Origin of the sequence: Pseudomonas sp. RA_15y_Pfl2_54, assembly GCF_963971015.1 — a bacterium.
GTDB classification, from domain to species: Bacteria; Pseudomonadota; Gammaproteobacteria; order Pseudomonadales; family Pseudomonadaceae; genus Aquipseudomonas; species Aquipseudomonas baetica_A.
This window is the reverse complement of sequence record NZ_CAXAPN010000015.1, coordinates 87,194-109,517: the sequence shown is the minus strand read 5'-3', so window position 1 is coordinate 109,517 and position 22,324 is coordinate 87,194. Positions and strand designations below refer to the sequence as shown.

Annotated in this window: 19 protein-coding genes and 1 pseudogene; 7 read left to right on the top strand and 13 right to left on the bottom strand. The window is 60.6% G+C overall.

Going from position 1 to position 22,324, the window contains the following annotated elements; translation table 11 throughout:
- Positions 1-193: 193 nt before the first annotated feature.
- From AACY50_RS13195 to copC, 4 genes and pseudogenes are all read right to left on the bottom strand, one after another.
- The gene (locus AACY50_RS13195) at positions 194-1,483 is read right to left on the bottom strand and encodes an OprD family porin (RefSeq protein ID WP_445261485.1); all 1,290 of its coding nucleotides are present in this window, start codon (positions 1,481-1,483) and stop codon (positions 194-196) included.
- Between the two features lie 165 nt (positions 1,484-1,648).
- Positions 1,649-2,234 (bottom strand): annotated as a pseudogene (locus AACY50_RS13190) (polysaccharide deacetylase family protein).
- A gap of 177 nt (positions 2,235-2,411) precedes the next feature.
- On the bottom strand, positions 2,412-3,269 hold the full coding sequence (copD, locus tag AACY50_RS13185; RefSeq protein WP_339494239.1) for a copper homeostasis membrane protein CopD: 858 nt from the start codon (positions 3,267-3,269) through the stop codon (positions 2,412-2,414).
- Between the two features lie 3 nt (positions 3,270-3,272).
- Positions 3,273-3,638: a copper homeostasis periplasmic binding protein CopC gene (gene copC / locus AACY50_RS13180; RefSeq protein WP_339434171.1), complete on the bottom strand. Its 366-nt coding sequence runs from the start codon at positions 3,636-3,638 to the stop codon at positions 3,273-3,275.
- A gap of 140 nt (positions 3,639-3,778) precedes the next feature.
- Between copC and AACY50_RS13175 the strand changes: the two genes are divergently transcribed.
- Entirely contained in the window at positions 3,779-4,399 is a 621-nt protein-coding gene (locus AACY50_RS13175) for a TetR/AcrR family transcriptional regulator (RefSeq protein ID WP_339434170.1), read from the top strand.
- Positions 4,400-4,542: 143 nt separating this feature from the next.
- Here AACY50_RS13175 and preA read toward each other — a convergent pair whose 3' ends face one another.
- The 3 genes from preA to hydA all read right to left on the bottom strand — a co-directional run bounded on the left by preA (position 4,543) and on the right by hydA (position 8,781).
- Complete coding sequence (gene preA / locus AACY50_RS13170; protein WP_339432749.1) at positions 4,543-5,817, bottom strand: NAD-dependent dihydropyrimidine dehydrogenase subunit PreA; 1,275 nt, start codon at positions 5,815-5,817, stop codon at positions 4,543-4,545.
- The gene (locus tag AACY50_RS13165) at positions 5,818-7,185 is read right to left on the bottom strand and encodes an NAD(P)-dependent oxidoreductase (RefSeq protein ID WP_339432748.1); all 1,368 of its coding nucleotides are present in this window, start codon (positions 7,183-7,185) and stop codon (positions 5,818-5,820) included.
- A gap of 156 nt (positions 7,186-7,341) precedes the next feature.
- Positions 7,342-8,781, bottom strand: coding sequence for a dihydropyrimidinase (hydA, locus tag AACY50_RS13160; protein WP_339538657.1), 1,440 nt, complete (start codon positions 8,779-8,781; stop codon positions 7,342-7,344).
- Positions 8,782-9,404: 623 nt separating this feature from the next.
- Between hydA and AACY50_RS13155 the strand changes: the two genes are divergently transcribed.
- From AACY50_RS13155 to AACY50_RS13145, 3 genes are all read left to right on the top strand, one after another.
- Positions 9,405-10,889: an NCS1 family nucleobase:cation symporter-1 gene (locus tag AACY50_RS13155; RefSeq protein ID WP_339507867.1), complete on the top strand. Its 1,485-nt coding sequence runs from the start codon at positions 9,405-9,407 to the stop codon at positions 10,887-10,889.
- A gap of 77 nt (positions 10,890-10,966) precedes the next feature.
- Positions 10,967-12,250, top strand: a complete 1,284-nt coding sequence (locus tag AACY50_RS13150; protein ID WP_339538656.1) for a Zn-dependent hydrolase — start codon at positions 10,967-10,969, stop codon at positions 12,248-12,250.
- An 83-nt stretch (positions 12,251-12,333) separates the two neighbouring features.
- Entirely contained in the window at positions 12,334-13,275 is a 942-nt protein-coding gene (locus tag AACY50_RS13145; protein ID WP_339538655.1) for a DHH family protein, read from the top strand.
- A gap of 77 nt (positions 13,276-13,352) precedes the next feature.
- Here AACY50_RS13145 and AACY50_RS13140 read toward each other — a convergent pair whose 3' ends face one another.
- Complete coding sequence (locus tag AACY50_RS13140) at positions 13,353-14,123, bottom strand: alpha/beta hydrolase (RefSeq protein ID WP_339507869.1); 771 nt, start codon at positions 14,121-14,123, stop codon at positions 13,353-13,355.
- A gap of 112 nt (positions 14,124-14,235) precedes the next feature.
- Between AACY50_RS13140 and AACY50_RS13135 the strand changes: the two genes are divergently transcribed.
- Positions 14,236-15,180 (top strand): aldo/keto reductase, encoded by a 945-nt coding sequence (locus AACY50_RS13135; RefSeq protein ID WP_339507870.1) that lies wholly within the window; start codon positions 14,236-14,238, stop codon positions 15,178-15,180.
- Between the two features lie 6 nt (positions 15,181-15,186).
- On the opposite strand, the gene AACY50_RS13130 is transcribed toward AACY50_RS13135, so the two are convergent.
- A complete protein-coding gene (locus AACY50_RS13130; RefSeq protein WP_339494235.1) occupies positions 15,187-16,080 on the bottom strand; it encodes a LysR family transcriptional regulator in 894 nt (297 codons plus the stop codon).
- 96 nt (positions 16,081-16,176) lie between these two features.
- Here AACY50_RS13130 and AACY50_RS13125 point away from each other — a divergent pair, with 96 nt between their 5' ends.
- Positions 16,177-16,653, top strand: a complete 477-nt coding sequence (locus AACY50_RS13125) for a (R)-mandelonitrile lyase (protein ID WP_339432740.1) — start codon at positions 16,177-16,179, stop codon at positions 16,651-16,653.
- 58 nt (positions 16,654-16,711) lie between these two features.
- On the opposite strand, the gene paoC is transcribed toward AACY50_RS13125, so the two are convergent.
- The 4 genes from paoC to AACY50_RS13105 all read right to left on the bottom strand — a co-directional run bounded on the left by paoC (position 16,712) and on the right by AACY50_RS13105 (position 21,033).
- Positions 16,712-18,910, bottom strand: a complete 2,199-nt coding sequence (gene paoC / locus AACY50_RS13120; RefSeq protein ID WP_339538653.1) for an aldehyde oxidoreductase molybdenum-binding subunit PaoC — start codon at positions 18,908-18,910, stop codon at positions 16,712-16,714.
- Positions 18,907-19,863: an FAD binding domain-containing protein gene (locus AACY50_RS13115; RefSeq protein WP_339538652.1), complete on the bottom strand. Its 957-nt coding sequence runs from the start codon at positions 19,861-19,863 to the stop codon at positions 18,907-18,909. The genes paoC and AACY50_RS13115 overlap by 4 nt, the downstream gene beginning before the upstream one ends.
- A complete protein-coding gene (gene paoA, locus AACY50_RS13110; RefSeq protein ID WP_339432737.1) occupies positions 19,860-20,483 on the bottom strand; it encodes an aldehyde dehydrogenase iron-sulfur subunit PaoA in 624 nt (207 codons plus the stop codon). The genes AACY50_RS13115 and paoA overlap by 4 nt, the downstream gene beginning before the upstream one ends.
- 274 nt (positions 20,484-20,757) lie before the next feature.
- On the bottom strand, positions 20,758-21,033 hold the full coding sequence (locus AACY50_RS13105) for a hypothetical protein (protein ID WP_339432736.1): 276 nt from the start codon (positions 21,031-21,033) through the stop codon (positions 20,758-20,760).
- Positions 21,034-21,244: 211 nt separating this feature from the next.
- Here AACY50_RS13105 and AACY50_RS13100 point away from each other — a divergent pair, with 211 nt between their 5' ends.
- Positions 21,245-22,324 carry a hypothetical protein gene (locus AACY50_RS13100; protein ID WP_339465630.1) on the top strand — a complete coding sequence of 360 codons (1,080 nt, stop codon included), beginning with the start codon at positions 21,245-21,247 and terminating at the stop codon, positions 22,322-22,324.

Below are 22,324 nucleotides of genomic sequence, written 5' to 3'. Positions count from 1 at the left end.
TGAACACATTGTTATTAGGTTTGTTGTAGGTTGTCGTATGACTGCGCTGAAGTATCGGTAGGGTTTCCCGGTCTTGTCAACGCGACTTTTGGTGTAAATGACGCAAGGGCCAAATCAAAAAACTGCCTCGTCATGCCAACCCCTGTGTGAGCGAGCAAGCTTGCTCCCACAGGGGGGATGCGGCTTCAGGGGTTTACAGCAACGAAATCGGATAGTTGATAAAAATCCGGTTCTCATCGAACTCGTTGTTGCTGAAGTCCCGGCGAATCGTCGCGTTGCGCCATTTCACGTTGAGATTTTTCAGCGGCCCGCTCTGTACGGTGTAGGCCAGTTCGGACTCGCGACCCCATTCCTTGCCGTCGGTAATGGTCCCGGTGTGCACGTTATCGCCGCTGATGTAGCGGTTCATCAGGGTCAGACCGGGGATGCCGAGGGCGGCGAAGTTGTAGTCGTGGCGAAGCTGCCAGGAGCGTTCCTTGGCGTTGTCGTAGCTGGCGTTGTAACTGTCGTTGGCCAGGGTGCCGCCGCTGGTACCGTTGACCCGCATCCAGCCGTTATCGCCACTGAGCTTTTGCAGGCCGACATAGAAAGTGTTGCCACCGTATTTGGCCGAGAGCAGGGCGAATGCGGTTTTGTTGTCCAGATCGCCCGCCAGCGCGCTGCCATTCTCCTTGCCGTTGAAGAAGCCGAGATTGGCGCCCAGGGTCCAGTCGCCCATGGGCTGGCTGTGACTGAGGTTGAAGTACTGCTGCTGATAAATGTCGCTGAGTTCGGCGTACCACACGCCGACCAGCGTGCGCTTTTCGTTGAAGGTGTATTCGCCACCGCCGAAGTTGAAACGGTCTGAGGTGAACGCACCTTTGCCGTTCATCGACATGTCTTCCATGCTCGCATCGTTACGCGGGCTGTTGGCGCGGAACTGGCCGCCGTAGAGGCTCAGGCCATTGATTTCGGTGGAGGTGATCTGGCCACCGCGGAAGGTCTGCGGCAGGGAACGGCCATCGTCGGAGCGCAGGATCGGCAGCACTGGCATCCACTCGCCGACCTTCAGTTCGGTCTTCGATACCTTGGCTTTGAGCGCTACACCCAGGCGGCCGAAATTGTCCGCCGGACGTCCATCATCGTGGATCGGCAACAATTGCGTACCGCCGGTGCCTTTGCCGCCATCGAGCTTCTGCGAATACAGCCCCAGCACGTCCAGGCCGAAACCGACGGTGCCTTGAGTGAAGCCGGATTTGGCGTCGAGGATGAAACTTTGCGTCCACTCCTCAGCCCTGCCCTGTGCGTTGTTGGGGTTGGTGAAGTTGCGGTTGAAGTAGGCGTTGCGCAGGTTCAGCGTGGCTTTGGCATCATCGACGAAGCCTTCGGCGCTGGCGCTTAGCGGAGCCAACAAGACGAGGCTGCTGCAGCCAATCAGGCTCAGGGGAGAGCGGATGAAAGTCGTGCGGGAATGACGAACGGATTTGCGGACGAAAGTGCTCACTATGACGCTCCCTTGTTTCTTGTTTTTATTTATGTTGTGCGTTGTCGTACAACATAGGGGGCGATATTTGCGGAGCTTCAGGGGAATGTCAACAGGAAGTTATACGATGACCATCAAAGCGCAAGCAGCCCTGATCATGGCGTGAGCAGGGCTGTTTCGGCGCAATCAATGGTTGTAGAGCGCTTCGCTGTTATCTATCAGCGGATTTTTCTCGGTCAGCACGATCTGCGCAATTTGATCCTTGCGCATGAAGCTGACTTTCGGATGAGACTGTGCGTAACGGATGAACCGCTCCATGGCTTCGACCATCGCGGGAGTGCCGCCAATCCGGTCGTGCAAACTCACCGACATCATCCGTCGCTTGTTGGCGCCCAGTTCATGCCCGCGCTGGGCTATTGCCTTGGCCAGTTCCGGGTGCTTGAGCGCCGCTTCGCCGACCACATGGGAGGTGACTTTGATTGCGGTGCGATCCCACAGGTCAAGCATGCGCCACAGGCCTTCCTTGTAGCCATAATCAAACCAGGTCTGCGCCGGAAAGTCGGGGTAGCCCTTGGGCAGCGGGCTACCTGAGAACGGGCTTTCGGCGCCCTCGGGCTGGCCGCCGGTTTCGAATTGCATCGACACCGAGATCACCAGTTGCGAACCGTCCGGCCACGGGCGTTCCTGAGCAAAGGTGAGGGGGGATTAGCAGGGCGGCTGCCAGAAGGCTTTTCAGCAAGCCGTGTGAGCGTTGTGGGTGGGGCGTATTCATAACGGGCACCATGCAGATTGAGAAGGGTTGCAAGGATGGCAGTCGCCCGACGCGGGAAAAATCCGCTGTCGGCGAGAGGACCTTTAAACAAATTTTACGAATCCGGCTTCACATGATGGCGGGCGACACGCAGCCTCATTGATCAACACAACGCCTACAAAGGCTTTGCGGTGGTGTTCAGGCCGCAATCATCGGCGGCAGGGTGCCGAGTAGCGAGACGGCGGCAACTGCCCCGATCCCCAGCAACCATTCGATCATCACACTGCGTCTGAGCGCGCCGATCCGCTGTTCGCAATCCTCGCTTCGCGAGCGATTGAACAACGCCAACCCCAGCATTCCCAGCACCAGCAATGCCTTGATCAACAGAATCAGGGCGAACCCGCTGAACAATGGTGTTGGCCACCACTGGCCGGTCAGCACGCGAACGTTGATCAACCCGGTGATCAACAGGCCTGCAACCAGCGCATAGCCGACACCACTGAAGCGCCGCAGGATCTGGCCCATGGGTTCGCTTGGCGCGCGCAGCAGCATCACCAGCAACAACAGCCCGCCGAGCCACGCTGCCACACAAATCAAATGCAGGGCCTGATTGAGGATCAGCAGTTGTCCGCTCAGACCCTCCAGCATCGCGCCGTGACCGACCGGCGCCAGTGTCACCGCCAGCAGCGCGCTCAGCCCCAGCCGCAAGGGTGTGCTTGAACGCCAGGGTGTAAACAGCAACGCCAGCAGCGCTGCGTTGAGCAGCAAATGCCAGCGCCAGACTTGACCAAAAAATGTTTTGCCAAACACCAGCGCAAGCGTGTCCGGATCGAATGCCGCCGCCGTTGAACCGGCCATACTCGCGGTGATCAGCAACGCCCAGGCCACCCCGCTGAGCAGCGCAACGGTCGCCAGCCAACGGGCCAGTCGCGCGGTACGAAGGTCTAGCATCCGCGCTTCGCCCTTGAGCAGCAACGGTCTGAACAACCAGACCCCGAACAACATCAACACCACGCTCAAATGCAGGAACCGGCACAGCACCAGCGCTTCACTCATGAATTACTGACCAACCTTGAACTGATAGGCGCCTTCGCTCTTGTGCGTGTCGACCGACACCGCGTGCCATTCGACTTTGTACTCACCGCCAGTCAGCGGTGCCGCAGGGGTGACGATCAGGGTTTTCTTGTCTTTGTCCTGGGTGGTCAGCGCTTTGACCGCGACCGGCACGCCATCCTTGGTCAGCGTGACTTTGGTGAAACTGGCTTCCACACCCTCGGAGAACGTCAGGCGCAGATCCGCAGGTGCGGCGACGGTGCTGTCGGCAGCCGGGGTCTGGCTTTTCAGGTGGGCGTGGGCCCATACCGAAGAGGCGGCGAACAGCGAGGCGAGCAGGGCCGTGGTGGTCAGAACGTTCTTGAACAGCATCGCAGGTACCTCTGGGGCAGGATCGAATAAGGGGGCAGTTTAGCCATGCGACTGCGTCTATACGAAGTTTTGTTTTCAGCGGTCGCCCCAGTGGCAGAGCGGGTGCTAGTCTTGGGCAAGGTTGTTGTCAGGGAGCCCACATGGGCAATCACAAGATCGAGATTCGTCGCAGTAACGTCGAAAAAATTCTCCTGGCGGCGGAAAAGGTTTTCGCCGAAAAAGGTTTCGGTGGCACCGCCATGGCCGACATCGCCGCCGAAGTGCAACTGCCGCGCTCCAACCTGCATTACTACTTCTCAACCAAGAGTGAGTTGTACAGCGCCGTGCTGTTCGACCTGCTGGAAGTGTGGAAGCAGGATGCGTTGTGCTTCGAGATGTTCGACGATCCGCGTGTGGTGCTCAGCAGCTATATCCGCGCCAAGATGAACCACTCGCGCAGCCGGCCGTACGGTTCAAAAGTCTGGGCCAACGAAATCATCCACGGCGCGCCGACGCTGGGCGAAGCGCTGGACGCCAGCCTGTACGACTGGGCGAAGATGAAGGAAGCGAAGATTCGGCAGTGGGTCGATGACAAGCGGATTTTGCCGGTGGAACCGTCGAGCCTGCTGTACATGATCTGGGCTTCGACCCAGCACTACGCCGACTTCGACCATCAGGTGAATATCTTGAATGATCACCAGCCACTGTCGGACATGCAGTTCGAGCGGGCGGTGCAGACGGTGACCAGTGTGATCTTGCGCGGGATCGGGTTGGAGCCCTGAGACGTGGGGCGCGGCGGCCAGCCTCTTCGTAAGCAACCCCGCTCCCACAGGAAAATACATTCCAACTGTGGGAGCGGGCTTGCTCGCGAAGGCGTCAGGTCAGACGCCTCAAGCCTCAAGCCTCAAGCCTCAAGCCTCAAGCCTCAAGCCGAAACGTGATACGGATTTCTCGGATCATGATTCCAGTCCAGAAACGGCTTGCCCGTCTCCATCGGTACCATCTCGATGCAATCAGCCACCGGACAGGTGATCTGACACAGATTGCAGCCCACACACTCGTCATCGATCACTTCGTATTTATGCGTCCCGTCGGCCTGCTTCAGGCTGCTGATCGCCTGATGTGAGGTGTCCTCGCAAGCAATGTGGCAACGCCCACAACCAATGCACGCCTCCTGATCAATTTTCGCGATGACCTGATAGTTGATATCCAGGTACTTCCAGTCGGTGGTATTGCCCACCGCACGCCCGGAAAACTCGGCGATGTTGGCGTAACCCTGACTGTCCATCCACCGCGACAAGCCGTCTTTCATCTCCTCGACAATCCGGAAGCCATGCAACATGGCCGCCGTACACACCTGCACCGCGCCGCTGCCCAGCGCCATGAATTCCGCCGCATCGCGCCAACTTCCGATGCCGCCAATCCCGCAGATCGGCAGGCCTTGGGTCTGCGGATCGCGGGCGATTTCCGCGACCATGTTCAGCGCAATCGGCTTGACCGCCGAGCCGCAGTAACCACCGTGGGTGCTTTTGCTGCCGACGGTGGGCAGGGCGACCATGTGTTCCAGATCGACGCTGGTGATCGAATTGATGGTGTTGATCAGCGACACCGCATCGGCACCACCGCGATGGGCGGCGCGGGCGGCGACGCGGATGTCGGTGATGTTCGGGGTCAGTTTGACGATCACCGGCAGCGAGCTATACGTCTTGCACCAGCGGGTGACCTGCTCGACATATTCCGGCACCTGACCGACTGCCGCACCCATGCCACGCTCGGGCATGCCGTGAGGGCAGCCGAAATTCAGTTCGATGCCATCGGCGCCTGTGGCTTCCACCAGCGGCAGGATGTGTTTCCACGACTCCTCCACGCACGGCACCATCAACGACACGATCAGTGCGCGATCCGGCCAGTCCTTTTTCACCTGAGTGATTTCGCGCAGGTTGATTTCCAGCGAGCGGTCGGTGATCAGTTCGATGTTGTTGATGCCCAGCACTTCGCGGTTGTTGCCGTAATGGGCTGAGTACCGTGACGACACGTTGACCGCCGCAGGGTCTTCTCCCAGGGTCTTCCAGACCACGCCGCCCCAGCCCGCCTCGAAGGCACGCACCACGTTGTAGGCCTTGTCGGTCGGCGGCGCGGAGGCCAGCCAGAAGGGGTTGGGGGCTTTGATGCCGGCGAAGACAATCGAGAGATCGGCCATTTACGCAGCCTCCACATTGAGCATCAGTTGAGCGTTGATGGCCTCGGCGGCCCGTTTGCCGTGCTGCACGGCTTGCACGGTCAGATCCTGGTCGAGGCTGGTGCAGTCGCCACCGGCATACACGCCGGGAATGCTGGTGCGCAGATTGGCGTCGACCTGGATTCGTTCGCCCTGACGCTTGAGTTCGCGAGCCAGCGGGTCGGTGAGGGCGCTGCTGTCGAAGGCCTGGCCGATGGCTTTGAAGATCGCATCGGCGGCCAGTTCGAAGGTTTCGCCCGTGGTTTGCAGGCGACCGTCGACCAGATCGGTGCGGGCAAAACGCATACCGCACACGCGGCCCTGATCGTCGAGCAAGACTTCTTCCGGTTGTGCCCAGGTCAGCAGGCGTACCTGATTGGCTTTGGCGATGTCCTGTTCGTGACCGGTCGCGCCCATGTCCGCCGCGCCACGGCGATACACCAGATTGACGTCTCGGGCACCGAGGCGGGCCATTTGCACGGCCATGTCGATGGCGGTGTTGCCAGCGCCGAGGACGATGCAGCGCTGCGCCAATGGCAGTTGCGTGAGGTCATCGGCCTGGCGCAGTTCGCGGATGTAATCGGTGGCGGCGAGCAGCCCTGGCGCCTCTTCGTGGGCCAGACCGAGTTGTTTGCTGGCATTGAGGCCCAGGCCAAGGAACACCGCATCGAACTGTTGGTGCAGTTCGCTCAGAGTCAGATTGTCGCCGAGTTTCTGCCCGTGACGGATTTCGATGCCGCCGATCTGCAGGAGGAAATCCAGCTCCTTTTGCGCGTAATCGTCGACCAGTTTGTACTTGGCGATCCCGTACTCATTGAGGCCGCCGGCCTTCTCCCGCGCTTCGAAAATCACCACATCATGGCCGTGCATCGCGCTGCGGTGCGCGCAGGACAACCCGGCCGGGCCGGCACCGACCACGGCAATCCGTTTGCCGGTGGTGGCAGCGCGCTGGAACGGGTGTTCGCTGAAGTGTGCGTTGTCCACGGCGTAGCGCTGCAACAGGCCGATCAGCACCGGCGCGCATTCCTGGGCGTTGTTGCGCACGCAGGCTTGCTGGCAAAGGATCTCGGTCGGACAAACCCGCGCACAACTGCCGCCGAGGATGTTCGCCGAGAGGATTTTCTGCGCCGCGCCGGGCACGTTGTCCTGATGGATATTGCGGATGAACGACGGGATGTCGATCTCGCTCGGGCACGCATTGACGCAGGGCGCGTCGTAGCAATACAGGCAGCGCGACGCTTCCAGATGCGCCTGCCGGGCATTGAGCGGCGGCGCCAGATCGGTGAAGTGGCCGGCGAGGGCGGCTGCGCTTTCGTGCGGATGCGGTAGATGGTTCAGGGTCTCGATCACGGTTTTTTGCCTCACGGTTATTGAGGTGCTCTGCCTCTGATGGGCAGTGGTTTTTGTAGTGTCCGGGCGGGCCCCTTCGCGAGCAGGCCGCTCCCACATTTGGAATGCGTTCCCCTGTGGGAGCAGGCTTGCTTGCGAAGGCCGAAGGCCTGGTTCTCAGCGTTTCACCGCAGTGGGCTTGTGCATCTGTGCCCGTTTACTCAGCAAATCAAACACCGCCGGATACGCCGGTCGTTCGATATACCGTCCGGCACCACGCTCGGCGCGCAGGTCGCCATCGGCCCAGACCACTTTGCCCTGGCTGACGGTATGGCTCGGCACACCGCGCACGGTCTTGCCTTCGAAGATGTTGAAGTCCACCTGCTGATGGTGGGTTTTGGCGGAGATGGTGCGGGTGCCCTGCGGATCCCACAGCACCAGGTCGGCATCGGCACCGACGCGAATCGCGCCTTTGCGCGGGTAGAGATTGAAGATTTTTGCGGTGTTGGTGGAGGTGAGGGCGACGAAGTCCTGCATCGACAAGCGCCCGCTGTTCACGCCTTCATCCCAAAGCACGGCCATGCGGTCTTCGATGCCGGCGGTGCCATTGGGAATCTTGCTGAAGTCGTCGCGCCCGGCGGCTTTTTGCTCGGCACAGAAGCAGCAGTGATCGGTGGCGGTGGTGTGCAGGTTGCCGTTTTGCAAGCCGTGCCACAGCGCCTCTTGGTGACCCCGCGGACGGAACGGCGGACTCATCACGTAACCGGCGGCGGTTTGCCAGTCCGGGTGTTGGTAGACGCTGTCATCCAGAAGTAAATGCCCGGCGAGCACTTCGCCGTACACCGGTTGACCCTTGCTGCGGGCGTAGGTGATTTCGTCGAGGGCTTCTTTGGTCGAAACGTGGACCAGATACAGCGGCGTGCCAAGGGTTTCGGCGATACGAATGGCGCGACTTGCCGCTTCACCTTCGACCTGCGAAGGACGCGACAGAGGATGCGCTTCCGGCCCGGTAATGCCCTGCGCCATCAACTTGCGTTGCAGGTGATAAACCAGTTCGCCGTTTTCCGCGTGGACGGTCGGCACCGCCCCCAGTTCCAGGCAGCGTTCGAAGCTCGCCACCAAGGTATCGTCGGCGGCCATGATCGCGTTTTTGTAAGCCATGAAATGCTTGAAGCTGTTGACCCCGTGATGGCTGACCAGTTCGGCCATTTCCTCACGCACCTGCTCGCTCCACCAGGTGATTGCAACGTGAAAGCCGTAGTCCGAGGCGGATTTTTCCGCCCAGCCGCGCCATTGATCAAACGCCTCCATCAGCGACTGCTGCGGGTTGGGAATCACGAAGTCGATGATTGACGTGGTGCCACCGGCCAGACCGGCCGCCGTGCCACTGAAGAAGTCTTCACTGGCCACGGTGCCCATGAAGGGCAGTTGCATATGGGTGTGCGGATCGATGCCGCCGGGCATCATGTATTGGCCGCTGCCGTCGAGCACTTCGGCACCGGCGGGAACATCAAGGTTTTCACCCATGGCTTTGATCACGCCATCAGCGCAATAGACGTCGGCGCGGTAACTTTCATCGTGGGTAACAACGGTGGCGCCACGGATCAACAGAGACATTCCGAGTTCCTCGCAGGCATGACCGACTTGTGTCGGTTCTAGATGTTTTATTGAGGTACAGCGTTGATCGGTGTATTCCTGTCATCGCTGTCAGGAATAGAAACTAGTCGCAGTTTTGCAATAGTTCAAGATAATTTTTTATAAGCTTATTGTTGGACTAAGACATTGATAAATAAGGATAAAAAGCAAAAATCACCAAAATGGTGAGGCCTCTCACCATTTTGACGCACTTGACAGGATGGAAATATGGTCAAGATTTCTTATGTGAAATCAGCCGCTTGAAGTTGAGCTGCGGTTGATCGCTCATGAATAAAAAAATGCAGTGCACCAGATTGAGTCCTGACCATTCGGACAACTTGCCAAGTGTTTAGCCTGAGCGCTCAGACAAGTTTTACCGGATACCTCGGGTGAATAATTAAAACTGATGAATATCAGAAAGTTGCACCACGTTTGAAGCCCGGCGCGAGGGGCAGGCGGAGTACCCGGCACGTTTATTGATGCCGCCGCTGACACCATGGCCGGTGCATGAAAGTTGTCAGTTCCTCCGGCCATCGTCCGGCTTGTGCGTTCATACGCCAGCCGCCTGATGAGCAAAAAATAATCAGAAGAACAGTGGAGCGGCCATGCAACAGAACAGATCGCAAGTGACCGAGCGCGACGGCTTGTTTGAACTCGAAGCCGGCAGCGACGTCCTCGACAGTCCCCGTTACAACCACGACATGGCACCGACCAAGGTGCACGAACGAACCTGGAACAAATGGCATATCACCGCGTTGTGGGTCGGCATGTCGATCTGCGTGCCGACCTACACCTTGGGCGGCGTGCTCACCGCGTATTTCGGCCTGTCGGTGGGCGAAGCGTTGGTGGCGATTCTGTTTGCCAACCTCATTGTGCTCATCCCCCTGACCCTTAATGCCTTCCCCGGTACCAAGTACGGCATACCGTTTCCGGTGTTGCTGCGCTCATCCTTCGGCATCCTTGGGTCCAACGTGCCGTGTCTGATTCGCGCCTTGGTGGCCTGTGGCTGGTTCGGTATTCAGACAATGTTTGGCGGGTTGGCCATTCACCTGTTTCTCGGTTCGGTGTTCGACGGTTGGAAATCGCTCGGTGGAACCGGGGAGGTGATCGGCTTCATGATTTTCTGGGCGTTGAACCTGTGGGTGGTGATCCGCGGTGCCGAGTCGATCAAGTGGCTGGAAACCTTGTCTGCGCCGTTGCTGGTCGCGGTCGGCATCGGCTTGCTGGTGTGGGCGATGCCCAATGTATCGATGACCGAGCTGATGGCGATCCCGGCCAAGCGTCCAGAAGGGGCAAGCGTGGTCAGTTACTTCGCTGCCGGACTGACCGCCATGGTCGGGTTCTGGGCCACGCTGTCGTTGAACATTCCTGACTTCAGCCGTTACGCCAAGAGCCAGAAGGATCAGATCCTCGGGCAGATCATCGGTCTGCCGTTGACCATGTTTCTGTTCGCCGCCCTCGGTGTGGTGATGACCGCCGCGTCGGTCAAACTGGTTGGCGTCACGGTCTCCGATCCGGTCACGTTGATTGGCCATATCCAGAGCCCGGTGTGGGTGGCAGTGGCGATGGCGCTGATCATCGTCGCCACGCTCTCGACCAACACCGCCGCCAACATTGTTTCGCCAACCAACGATTTTCAGAACATTGCCCCCAAGGTGATCAACCGCACCAAAGCCGTGTTGCTGACGGGCGTTGTCGGCCTCGCGCTGATGGCCCATGAACTGCTGAAAAAACTCGGCTGGATTGTTTCCGATGTCAGCCTGGAGTCTGTGTATTCCAACTGGCTGCTGGGTTATTCGAGCCTGCTAGGGCCGATTGCCGGGATCATGGTGGTGGATTATTTCCTGATCAGGAAACAACGACTGGATCTGGCCGGGCTGTACCGCGACGACGTCTATCCGGCGTGGAACTGGGCCGGTTTTGTTGCGTTTGGCGTACCGGTGGTGTTGACCGTGATGTCGCTGGGCAGCGATGCGTTCAGCTGGTTCTACAGCTATGGCTGGTTCACCGGCTCGGCGCTGGGCGGGATTATTTATTACGGGTTGTGCGTGATGCGTGCGCAGCCCTCTGCCGTTAAAACAGCGGTGTAGCGGATGGCCTGTTCGCGATAGCGGTCTACCCGACACCACAGCAATATCCATAAGAAAAGCAGCCTGAGGAGATCCCCATGAACGCAGCCGTAGACGTTCTGCAATCGAGCCATCAGCACATCAACCGTGATCGCCTGTGGGCCTCGCTCATGGAACTGGCCAAGCTCGGTGCCACGGTCAAGGGCGGGGTTTGTCGCCTGGCCCTGACCGATCTCGACCGCCAGGCCCGCGACCTGTTTGTGCAATGGTGCAAGGATGCCGGATGCAGCGTCACCGTCGATGCCGTCGGCAACATCTTCGCCCGGCGCCCCGGGCGCAATCCCGATTTGCCACCGGTGATGACCGGCAGCCACATCGACACCCAGCCCACCGGCGGCAAGTTCGACGGCTGCTTCGGCGTGCTTGCCGGCGTCGAAGTCCTGCGCACGCTCAACGACCTCGGCGTGGAAACCGAAGCGCCGCTGGAAGTGGTGGTCTGGACCAACGAAGAAGGCTCACGATTTGCCCCGTGCATGATGGGCTCCGGGGTGTTCGCCGAGAAATTCACCCTCGAAGAAACCCTCGCCAAAGTCGATGCCGACGGCGTGACCGTTGGCGAAGCACTCAATGCCATTGGCTATGCCGGTCCGCGAAAAGTCAGCGGGCATAAGGTTGGCGCCTATTTCGAGGCGCACATCGAACAAGGTCCTATCCTCGAAGACGAACAGAAAACCATCGGCGTGGTGCTCGGCGCGCTGGGGCAGAAGTGGTTCGACCTCAAGCTGCGCGGCGTAGAGGCGCATGCCGGTCCAACGCCGATGCACTTGCGTAAAGACGCGCTGGTCGGCGCCTCGGTGATCGTCGGTGCGGTCAACCGCGCCGCCCTCGGTCATCAACCCCATGCCTGTGGCACCGTCGGATGCCTGCAAGCCTATCCCGGCTCGCGCAACGTCATTCCCGGCGAAGTGCGTATGACCCTCGACTTCCGTCATCTGGAACCGGCGCGGCTGGACTCGATGATTGCCGAGGTGAAGCACGTCATCGACGCCACGTGCGAAGAACATGGCCTGACTTACGAACTGACCCCGACTGCCGATTTCCCGCCGCTGTACTTCGAAAAAGGCTGTGTCGAAGCCGTACGCGGCGCGGCGAAAGGTTTGGGGCTGTCGCACATGGACATCGTCAGCGGCGCCGGCCACGACGCGATCTTCCTTGCGGAGTTGGGGCCTGCCGGGATGATCTTCGTGCCGTGCGAAGGCGGCATCAGCCACAACGAAATCGAAAACGCTGCACCGGATGATCTGGCGGCGGGCTGTGCGGTGTTGTTGCGGGCGATGCTCGCGGCTTCGGCGATGGTGGCGCAAGGGCAGCGGGCTGCTTGAAGATCAAAAGATCGCAGCCTGCCGCAGGCTGCGATCTTTTTGCTGTCACCCAAATGTCATCAATCCATGCGATGTTGCCGCCCATGAAAATCATCACCTCGGGCGCGGCCTATCTGGATATCGATGCCTATGCCTGCTGTATCGCCTACGCAGAACTGTTGAACCTGCAAGGCATTCCCGCTCGTGCCGTCAGCAGCACACAACCCAACGCCAGCGTGTCGAAAACCGTGCTCGGTTGGGGCCCGGCTCTGCACGTTTACGCCGCGAAGCCGAACGACGAATTCGTCCTGGTCGACGTGTCCGACTATCACCATGTCGACCCAATAGTGGTGCTCGATCAGGTGGTGGAAGTGATCGACCATCATCCGGGTTATGAACATTACTGGGCGCAGAAGCTTGGGACTGCCGCCGATATCCGACCGATTGGCGCGGCGGCGACGCAGGTTTTTCAGCGTTGGCAGGCGGCAGGTTTGGTGTCGCAGATCAGCGAGCAAAGCGCCGCGTTATTGGCCACGGCGATTCTGGATAACACGCTCAATTTCACCGGGCAGACGACTACGGCGGCAGATATCGGGGCGTATGCCGAACTTGCGTCAAGAGCCAAGCTTTGTGCTGACTGGGCCGAACAGTATTTCCTTGAATGCCAGGCCGGCATCGAAGCTAACCTCGCCGCTGCGTTGGCAGCCGATTTGAAACGGATGAAGCCCGACAGCCATTTGCCACATAACTTCGCGCAAATGACGGTGTGGGATGCCGATGCCTTGCTGCAAAAACACCGCCCGACGATCAACTGCTGGATGGCAGAGCAGGGCGAGGACGGGGTGCTGAATGTCATCGGTATCCGCGACAGGAAAAGCTGTTTTCTGGCGCCATCCACCGTTAGCCAACAAAAATTGAATAGGTTGTTGGCTCTCGATTGGGAGGCTGGAGTGGCTGTTGTAGCGCCTTCAATGCTGCGCAAGGAATTGTTGAAACTGGGGCTTTTTGCTGCCAGTCAAGGCGCGCCAAACAGCATCGTCCAGTAACCCTCTGCATCGCTGCGCGCTAGGCTTGCTCGCGAAGGGGCCAGTCCCGGTAACACAAATTCCCAGGCCCACCATCCTCACCGGTTTAACACATCCCCCATCCACTCCAGATACTGCCTGCGCTCGGAAATCGAGTTATGCCCGGAATCCGGCACCACTTTGAGCACGGCCACGCCCTTGGGGAAATACCCCAGCAAGCGCTCGGTGCTGGCCCGGGGAATCACCTCGTCATCACTCGCCGCCAGCAGCAACGTCGGCACACGAATATGCGCAGCGTACTTGCCCGACTCGAAACGATCCTTGAGCAACCACTTCACCGGCACCCACGGGTATTGCCGCGCCGCAATTTCTTCGAGGCTGTTGTACGGCGTCACCAGGATCAACTGCGCCGCCGGACGCTCACTGGCCAGGCGCACGGCGACGCCCGACCCCAGACTGCGCCCGACCACGGCAATCTGCGGATGGCGGGCAGATACCTGATCGAACAACGCCAGCGCATCTTCGGCAATCGCTTCTTCGGATGGCGAACCGCCGCTACCACCAAAGCCCCGATAGTGCAGGAAAAACAGCGCGTAATCGGGAAACGCTTCGGCAAACGCCGGCAGATTGCGCGATACATCCTCGGCATTGCCGCCGAAATAGATCAGCGCCCGAGGCCCGACGCGCTCGCGCGTAGCGACCCAGATGTCGGCGTCCGGCATCGACAGTTTCAAACGCGAATCGGCGCTCTCGATGGCAGGGGGCTGCGGAAAATAGATCAGCGAGCGCTGGAAAAAGAACAGCGCGGCGCACAGCACCACGTAAACGGCGACGATCAATGCGACGAGTGACATCAGGGTTCGGGACATTCGGCTACTTTTAACGGGGTGTGAGGGTTTGCTGTCGCAGTGTAGTCCAGCGGTTCGCCCCGGCAGCGCTCCAACACAACATGCAACAGACTCACGCAGCGGGGGAGGCAGCATGAGCCACACTGAGGGTTACTCCCGTCGCCGATTGCTCACGCTGGCTGCCGGGGGTTCGGCGGTCTTCACCTTTGAACGGGCGCTGGCCGCTGTCACATCGTGCGCCGCTACCGGAGGCCAAGCCATGCAGACCCGTGTCATCCCTTCAAGCTCGGAGCCCCTGCCTATGGTGGGACTGGGCACCTATCGCGGTTTTGATGTTGTGCCCGGCGATCTGGCCTACAAGCAACTACCGGCGGTGCTCGATGAATTGTTCGCCAAGGGCGGTACGGTGGTCGATAGCTCACCCATGTATGGCCGCGCCGAACAGACCACCGGCGAATTGCTGTCGATCCACGAACCGCGCTCGCCGGCGTTTCTGGCCACAAAGGTGTGGACGCGCGGGCGCAAGGAAGGCATCGCGCAGATGGAGCGGTCGTTCAGCCTGCTGCGCACCGAGCAAATCGACCTGATGCAGATCCACAACCTGCTCGACTGGCAAACCCACCTGCCCACCTTGCGTGAATGGAAGGAGCAGGGGCGCATCCGCTACATCGGCATCACGCATTACACGCCTTCAGCCTATGACGAAGTTGAAGCGCTACTGAAGGCCGAACAGCTGGATTTCCTGCAGATCAACTACGCCCTCGACGACCGAGGCGTGGAACAACGCATCCTGCCACTGTGCCGCGAACGCGGGGTGGCGGTGATCTGTAATCGGCCATTCGGCGGCGGTGGTTTGCTCGCCCGGCTCAAGGGTAAACCGCTCCCGGCGTGGGTCTCGGATGTGCAGGTCAACAGTTGGCCGCAACTGGCGCTGAAGTTTTTGCTGGCGCATCCGGCGGTGACTTGCGTCATCCCGGGTACCGGGAATCCGCGTTACATGGCCGATAACGTCAAGGCCGGATTCGGTCCGATGCTGACTGATGCGCAACGCCATCAGTTGATTGCATGGGTCGGTTAGGCCCGTTCAACCGCGAAACCGCAGCGCCTCCAGCAACAACGCAAACGCCGGTGCCGCCTGGCGCCGACTCGGGTAGTAGAGGTGATAACCGGCGAAGCGCGGGCACCAGTCTTGCAGAACTTGCACCAGCCGACCCTCTGCCAGATGCGCCGTGACGAGGTTCTCCGGGATGTAACTCAGGCCAAAACCGTCCAGTGCCGCGTCGAGTAACGGGTAGACACCATTCAGCGTGATCTGCCCGGACACCCGCACCTTGAGGCTTTCGCCGTCCTTTTCAAACTCCCAGGTGTACAGCCCGCCATTGGTGGGCAGGCGCAGGTTGTTGCAGGCGTGGTCGGTCAGGTCACGTGGCGTTTGTGGCGGTGGACGGCTGGCGAAGTAGGCCGGTGAGCCGACGACCACCATGCGCATGTCCGGGCCGATGCGCGTGGCGATCATGCCTTGGGCGACGTCTTCGCCCAAGCGCACGCCGGCATCGAACCCTTGCCCGGCGATGTCAACGAAGCCGTAATCGCAGCAGACTTCGACGGCGATGTCGGGGTATTTCGGCAGGAACGCCTTGAGTACCGGGCGCAGCAGCCAGTCCAGCGAATGATCGGTGGCGCTGATGCGAATCTTGCCCGCCGGGGTTTCACGCAGGTTGCTCAGGGCGGCGAGTTCCAGTTCGATCTCTTCGAAGCGCGGGCCGATGGTTTGCAGCAGGTGCTCGCCGGCCTCGGTGGGGGAGACGCTGCGAGTGGTGCGCGTGAGCAGGCGCAGACCAAGGCGCGCTTCGAGGGCGCGGATGGTGTGGCTGAGCGCGGACTGCGAGATGCCAAGTTTGGCGGCGGCTTTGGTGAAGCTGCGCGCGCGCGCCACGGCGAGGAAGGCGAGCAGGTCACTGGCGTTTTCGCGAAGCATTAATGAGTTTCCTGCATAAGTTATTTCGAACTCTAGTCGATTATCTGAAGAGTCGGCGCCGGTAAAGTTCAGGCATCACTTGCTGGAGAGACCGCCATGAACCCGATTGCCGCTTCTGCGTTGACCCTTTCCTTGCTGGCCGCCGACGCCCAAGCCAGCGAAATCCCGCGAGTCACCGTTACGCCCAACGGCTCACAACCGTCGGCCCAGGGGCCGGCGGATTGGTTCACCGGAACCGTGCGGATCGATGCGCCGTTCAAGGGCACTGATCGGGCGCGGGTCAGTGGCGCTACCGTGACGTTTGAGCCGGGTGCGCGCACGGCGTGGCACACCCATCCGCTGGGGCAGACGTTGATCGTCACGGCCGGAGCGGGGTTTGTGCAGGAGTGGGGGCAGCCGGTGCGGCAGATTCGCCCTGGCGATACCGTGTGGATCGCGCCCGGCGCCAAGCACTGGCATGGCGCCGCACCGACCACGGCGATGACGCATATCGCCATCGCTGAAATGCAGGATGGAGAAGTGGTGAAGTGGATGGAGCAGGTCGGTGAGGCGCAGTATCCGCGCAGCGAGTGAACCCATGGCCCTCGGCCCAGGCCTCTCCCTGAGTGAGAGGCCTGGGCCGAGGGGTTTTTCAGATCATTTCCGGTAATGACGAAAGAATCTTGTCCAGCGTAATCGGATACTCACGCACCCGGGTACCGGTGGCGTTGTAGATCGCATTCGCCACCGCCGCGCTCACACCGCAAATCCCCAATTCACCGACACCTTTGGCCTTCATCGGCGATGAAACCGGATCGGTTTCTTCAAGGAAAATGACCTCCTGATGCGGGATGTCGGCATGCACCGGCACTTCATATCCGGCCAGATCATGGTTGACGAAAAACCCCATTCGCGTGTCCACCGCCAACGCTTCCATGAGCGCTGCGCCCACGCCCATGGTCATCGCGCCGATGACCTGACTGCGCGCTGCTTTCGGGTTGAGAATCCGTCCGGCCGAACACACCGCCAGCATGCGCCGAACACGAACCTCTCCCGTAGCGGCATCCACCGCGACCTCAACGAAGTGCGCTCCAAACGTCGACTGCTGATATTGCTCGGCGAGGTCAGCAAACTCGATGCTGTCTTCAGCCTGCAACGCACCATCGTGTGCGGCGTTGCGCAGCGCAACCTGCTGGTCGCCGACGCGCACCAGACCGTCGCTAAACTCAGCCTTGTCGGCAGCCATGCCCAACTTGCCTGCCACCGCTTCGCGCAGTTTCATGCACGCGGCATACACCCCGGCCGTCGAGCAGTTGGCACCGAACTGGCCGCCTGATCCGGCAGACACCGGGTAACTCGAGTCGCCCAGCCGTACGGTCACGTCCTGGAGTCCAACGCCCATCATTTCAGCGGCGGTCTGGGCAATGATCGTGTAACTGCCGGTGCCGATGTCGGTCATGTCGGTTTCCACCGTGACCTTGCCGTCGCGCTCCAGCCTGACCCGCGCGCCGGATTTCAACAGCAGGTTGTTGCGGATGGCCGCAGCGACGCCCATGCCGATCAGCCAGCGGCCCTCGCGGCGCGTGCCGGGTTGCGCATTGCGCTTGTCCCAGCCGAATTTTTCGGCACCGGTTTGCAGGCACTCAATCAAATGACGTTGCGAGAAGGGCCGCTCGGTGTTCACCGGGTCGACTTGCGTGTCGTTAAGGATGCGGAACTGAACCGGGTCGAGTTTGAGCTGCTCAGCCATTTCGTCCATGGCGATTTCCAGCGCCATCAGGCCCGGGGTTTCGCCGGGGGCGCGCATGGAGTTGCCTTCGGGCAGGTCCAGCGGCGCCAGGCGCATGGTGACCAGACGGTTTTCGGCGGCGTAGAGTAATTGGCTCGGTTGCGCCGCGACTTCCACCTTGCCGTCCTCCAGATTGCCAGACCAGCCTTCGTGGGCGATGGCCGTGAGCTTGCCATCCGCTGTCGCGCCCATGCGAATGCGCTGGAGGGTGGCGGGGCGGTGGGTGGTGTTGTTGGCGATCTGCGGGCGGGCGATGGAGAATTTCACCGGGCGGTTGGCCATGCGCGCACCGAGGGCCGCGAGGATCGCGTCGGCGCGGATGAACAGTTTGCCGCCGAAGCCACCGCCAATGTATGGCGAGATCAAACGGACGTTCTCCTTCGGCAGACCAAGGGTTTGGGCAACGTCGCCGACGCTCCAGGCGATCATCTGGTTGGAGGTCCACAGGGTCAGTTGATCGCCTTTCCAGGCGGCCAGTGTCGCGTGGGGTTCCATCATCGCGTGGGACTGATCGGGGGTGGTGTAGGTCTGATCGAACTGCACCGGCGCGGCAGCGAAAGCCTTGGCGAAATCGCCGTGGGTGACGTCCGGCAATTCGTCCTTCGCTTCGACACCCTGGTCGCGCACGCTGGCCAGATCGAACTCGCCTTTGGTCGCGACGTAATCGACTTTGACCAATTGCGCGGCGGCCCGTGCCTGTTCAAAGGTTTCGGCCACCACCAGCGCCACGGCCTGGTGATAGTGCTGAACCTGAGGCCCGGCCAGCAAGTGCGCCGAGTTGAATTTGCCTTTGCCGAGTTTGCCGGCGTTGGCCGCGGTGACGATCGCCAAAACCCCTGGCGCTGCGTTCGCCTCCTCCAGATCAATGTGGCTGATTCGGCCCTTGGCGATGGCCGCACCGACCATAAATCCATAAGCCTGATTGGCCACCGCTTCATGTTGCTCGTAGGCGTAAGGCGCCTGGCCGCAGGTTTTCAGTTTGCCTTCGATACGGTCGGTGGGTTTGCCGATGACCTTCAGTTGGTCGATCGGGTTGGTGGTGGCGGGCGTGTCGAATTTCATGCTTGCTCCCTCGCTTGCGCCAACACCGAGCCGAGTGTGCGCTCGACCAGGGTCAGTTTGAACTGGTTGTCGTGGGTCGGCGTGGCGCCGTCTAGCAGGCGCGCGCTGGCGGCTTTTGCGCCCTGGGGCAGCAGGGCTTCAGCCGTTTCCACCCGCCACGGTTTTGGCGCGATACCGCCAACGGCAACGCGGCCGCTACCGTCCTTTTGCAGAATCAAACCGACGGACACCAGGGCAAACGCGTAGGACGAACGATCACGCACCTTGTGATAAATGTGGGTGCCGCCCACCGGCGCCGGCAAAGTCACTGCGGTGATGAACTCGCCAGCGGTCAGGCTGGTTTCGATGTGCGGCGTGTGCCCCGGCAACTGATGAAAGTCCGCCATGGCGATGCGACGGGTGCTGCCATCGGGTTTGACCGTTTCAATCTGTGCGTCGAGGGCGCGCATCGCAATCGCCATGTCGCTTGGGTGGGTGGCGATGCAGGCATCGCTGACGCCGATGATCCCCAGTTGCCGACTGACCCCGCCAATCGCCGCGCAACCGCTGCCGGGGTTGCGTTTGTTACAGGCTTGATTCGTGTCGTAGAAGTAGGGGCAGCGGGTGCGTTGCAGCAGGTTGCCCGCCGTAGTCGCCATGTTGCGCAACTGCCCGGAGGCTCCGGCAAGCAAGGCACGGGAGAGCAGGGCGTAGTCCTTTCGCACGCGCGCGTCGGCGGCCAGATCGGTATTGCGGACCATGGCGCCGATACGCAAACCGCCCTCGGGCGTGGCTTCGATCTGATCCAGCCCCAGGTGATTGATATCAATCAGGTGCAGCGGAGTTTCGATGTCGAGTTTCATCAAATCCAGCAGGTTGGTGCCGCCAGCGATGAACTTTGCGCCTTCGACTTGCGCGGCTTGCGCTGCGGCTGTGGCGGGGGAGTCGGCGCGGCTGTAATTGAACGCTCTCATGCCGGCACCTCTGCGACTTCAGTGATGGCTTCGATGATGTTCGAGTAGGCGCCACAGCGGCAGATGTTGCCGCTCATGCGTTCCTGAAATTCAGCGGCGATCATTTGCGGTGGTTCGGTCAGGCTGGCGCTGACGTGGCTGGGAATGCCGTCGCGGATCTCCTTGAGCACCGCCACCGCCGAACAGATCTGCCCCGGTGTGCAATAACCGCACTGATAGCCGTCGTGCTTGATGAACGCGGCTTGCATCGGATGCAGGTTGTCCGGCATGCCGAGGCCTTCGATGGTGGTGATCTCGCTGCCTTCTTGCATGACCGCCAGGGTCAGGCAGGCGTTGATTCGCCGGCCATCGGCGATCACCGTGCAGGCGCCGCACTGGCCGTGGTCGCAGCCTTTTTTGCTGCCGGTCATCTGCAGGTTTTCGCGCAAGGCATCGAGCAGGGTGGTGCGATTGTCGACCTCAAGGGTCTGAGGTTTGCCATTGACGTTTAAGGTGATTTTGCTCATGGCCGATTGCTCCAGGTTGGCCGCATAGGCCTTGAGGCTGATAAAGGGGGGCATCGCAAACGCCGTCGCGGTCACGGCGCCGAGGATCAGAAATTTACGTCGGGAAATCGGCATGGTTCGATTCCTTTACTCTCATCAGGGCAGCAGGGTCACAAAAGGCCCAGAGGGGCGCGCCGGCATGTTTGCCAGTCTCGTTTGAGGAATGACCGCTGGAGAGAGGAAAAGGTTTTTGCGGATTTGCGCTATAGAGTTATGCGCATGGCTCATGAATCTTCAGATTTATTGTGGGAACGGGCATGCTGGCGAAGGGGCGTTTCAATCAACGAGAGGTTGAATGATCCACCGCTTTCGCGAGCACGCCCGCTCCCACAGGGGTTGCCTTCAGCCGTTATAAAAAATGAGCGCTCGCCTGGACGCGGGATCGCGCAGGCGTCGAGGCCTCGAGATCCAGCAAATGGGTGGCGAGAATGTCGCTCAGAAAGCGGAACTGATCGTTGATGCCGACCACTTCATTGCTGAAATGATGGGTCGCGGCGGGCATCAGCAAATCGTCGAAATCGTCGTTGAACACCAACGCCTGCGCCTTGCGTTGCACGACGTGTTGTTCGTAGTAGTTGCTGCCGAACACCGGGAAACTTACAGAGAGCGTGATGGTGTGAATCATGATGTGAACGCCTCGTTGTGGTTCGGATGGCGCAATCGTGCCTTTGATGTGCGGCGGGCGGAACGCAATCGTCGCGATGTTGGATATCGACGGTATTGATGGTTGGCGCAGACCCCTTGTGGGAGCTGTATTTGACCCAATACCAGACAAACGGCCTGTCTCCCGCACCTATACTCAAATTTGCCGCTCCTTACTCTGGGAGACCAAAACCGTGACACCGCGCGCGCTGCTCGTTGCCGCCCTGTTTCTGCTGGCCGGCTGCGCCTCTCCGGCGCGGGCCCCTGTAACGGTGCCGGCGGTGGTGGTTTCACCCGCCACCTGGCAGCAAATCGACCGCGAAATCGTCAACGCCTCGCAACAGTCCACCGAGCAGGTCAAGCTGTTCGCCCGTGGCTCGATGGAACATTGGCGCACTCGCGTCTATCAGCAAACTGAAGAAAATTTCATCCCGTGGTTCAGCAGTTACTGGACCCAGGAATGGCTGTCGATGAAGGTCAGTTGGTACACGATCAGCGCGGGTGGTGAGGAGGACGCGTCGGCCAAGCGTCTGGCGGCGTATCTGCTTGAGCAATATCAGGAAAAGGTGTTGGCGCCGGTGGCCGTGGAGATCGATCCGGACGCGATTCTTGGCCAGGCCACGGCGTTCTATGCGCAACTGATGGCCCGGCAGATGCCGCTCATCGCTCAGCGGCATGGCGTGCCGATGGCTCAGCTCAATGGACATTTGCAGAGGATTGCGGCGATCGCCCTCGGCCCGCCGCCGGCGCGGGATGCGTCGCTGTATCAGGTCATCAGCAGCGAACCGTTGAACACGCTGCCGGCCTACGCGGCGCTGATCGACAAAATCCACACCGACGGTGGTTCGAAAGGCATTGCCTCGACCGACGCCGGTATGGCCCCGGTGGCCAAACGCGCCAGCCAGCGGATGGAGGCGCAAATGGCCCCGCGCGGCGCCGCCAGCGCAGTGGCCGCTGCAGCCGGCAAGCTGGCCGGGGCGATGATTTCGGTGGGCGTTGCGGGTATTCGCGCAATCATCCAGGCCAACGACCGCCCCGACAGTGAGGCGCTGATCCGCAGCAGTCTGGGTAACACCTTCGACAAGGCCTGGTTGAAGCTGGTGCAAAACCCGACCACCGGTGTCATGGCCGGCACGCTGCACATGGCCGGGCAGATCGAGCGCAATCTGGGCGCAGGTGAAGAGCCGTTGGTCGGGTTTGGGGCGAACCGTGTCGAATGGCAGCCGCCACCATCGACCAATCAGCAGATCGAACCCAACCTGCAAGGAGAATGA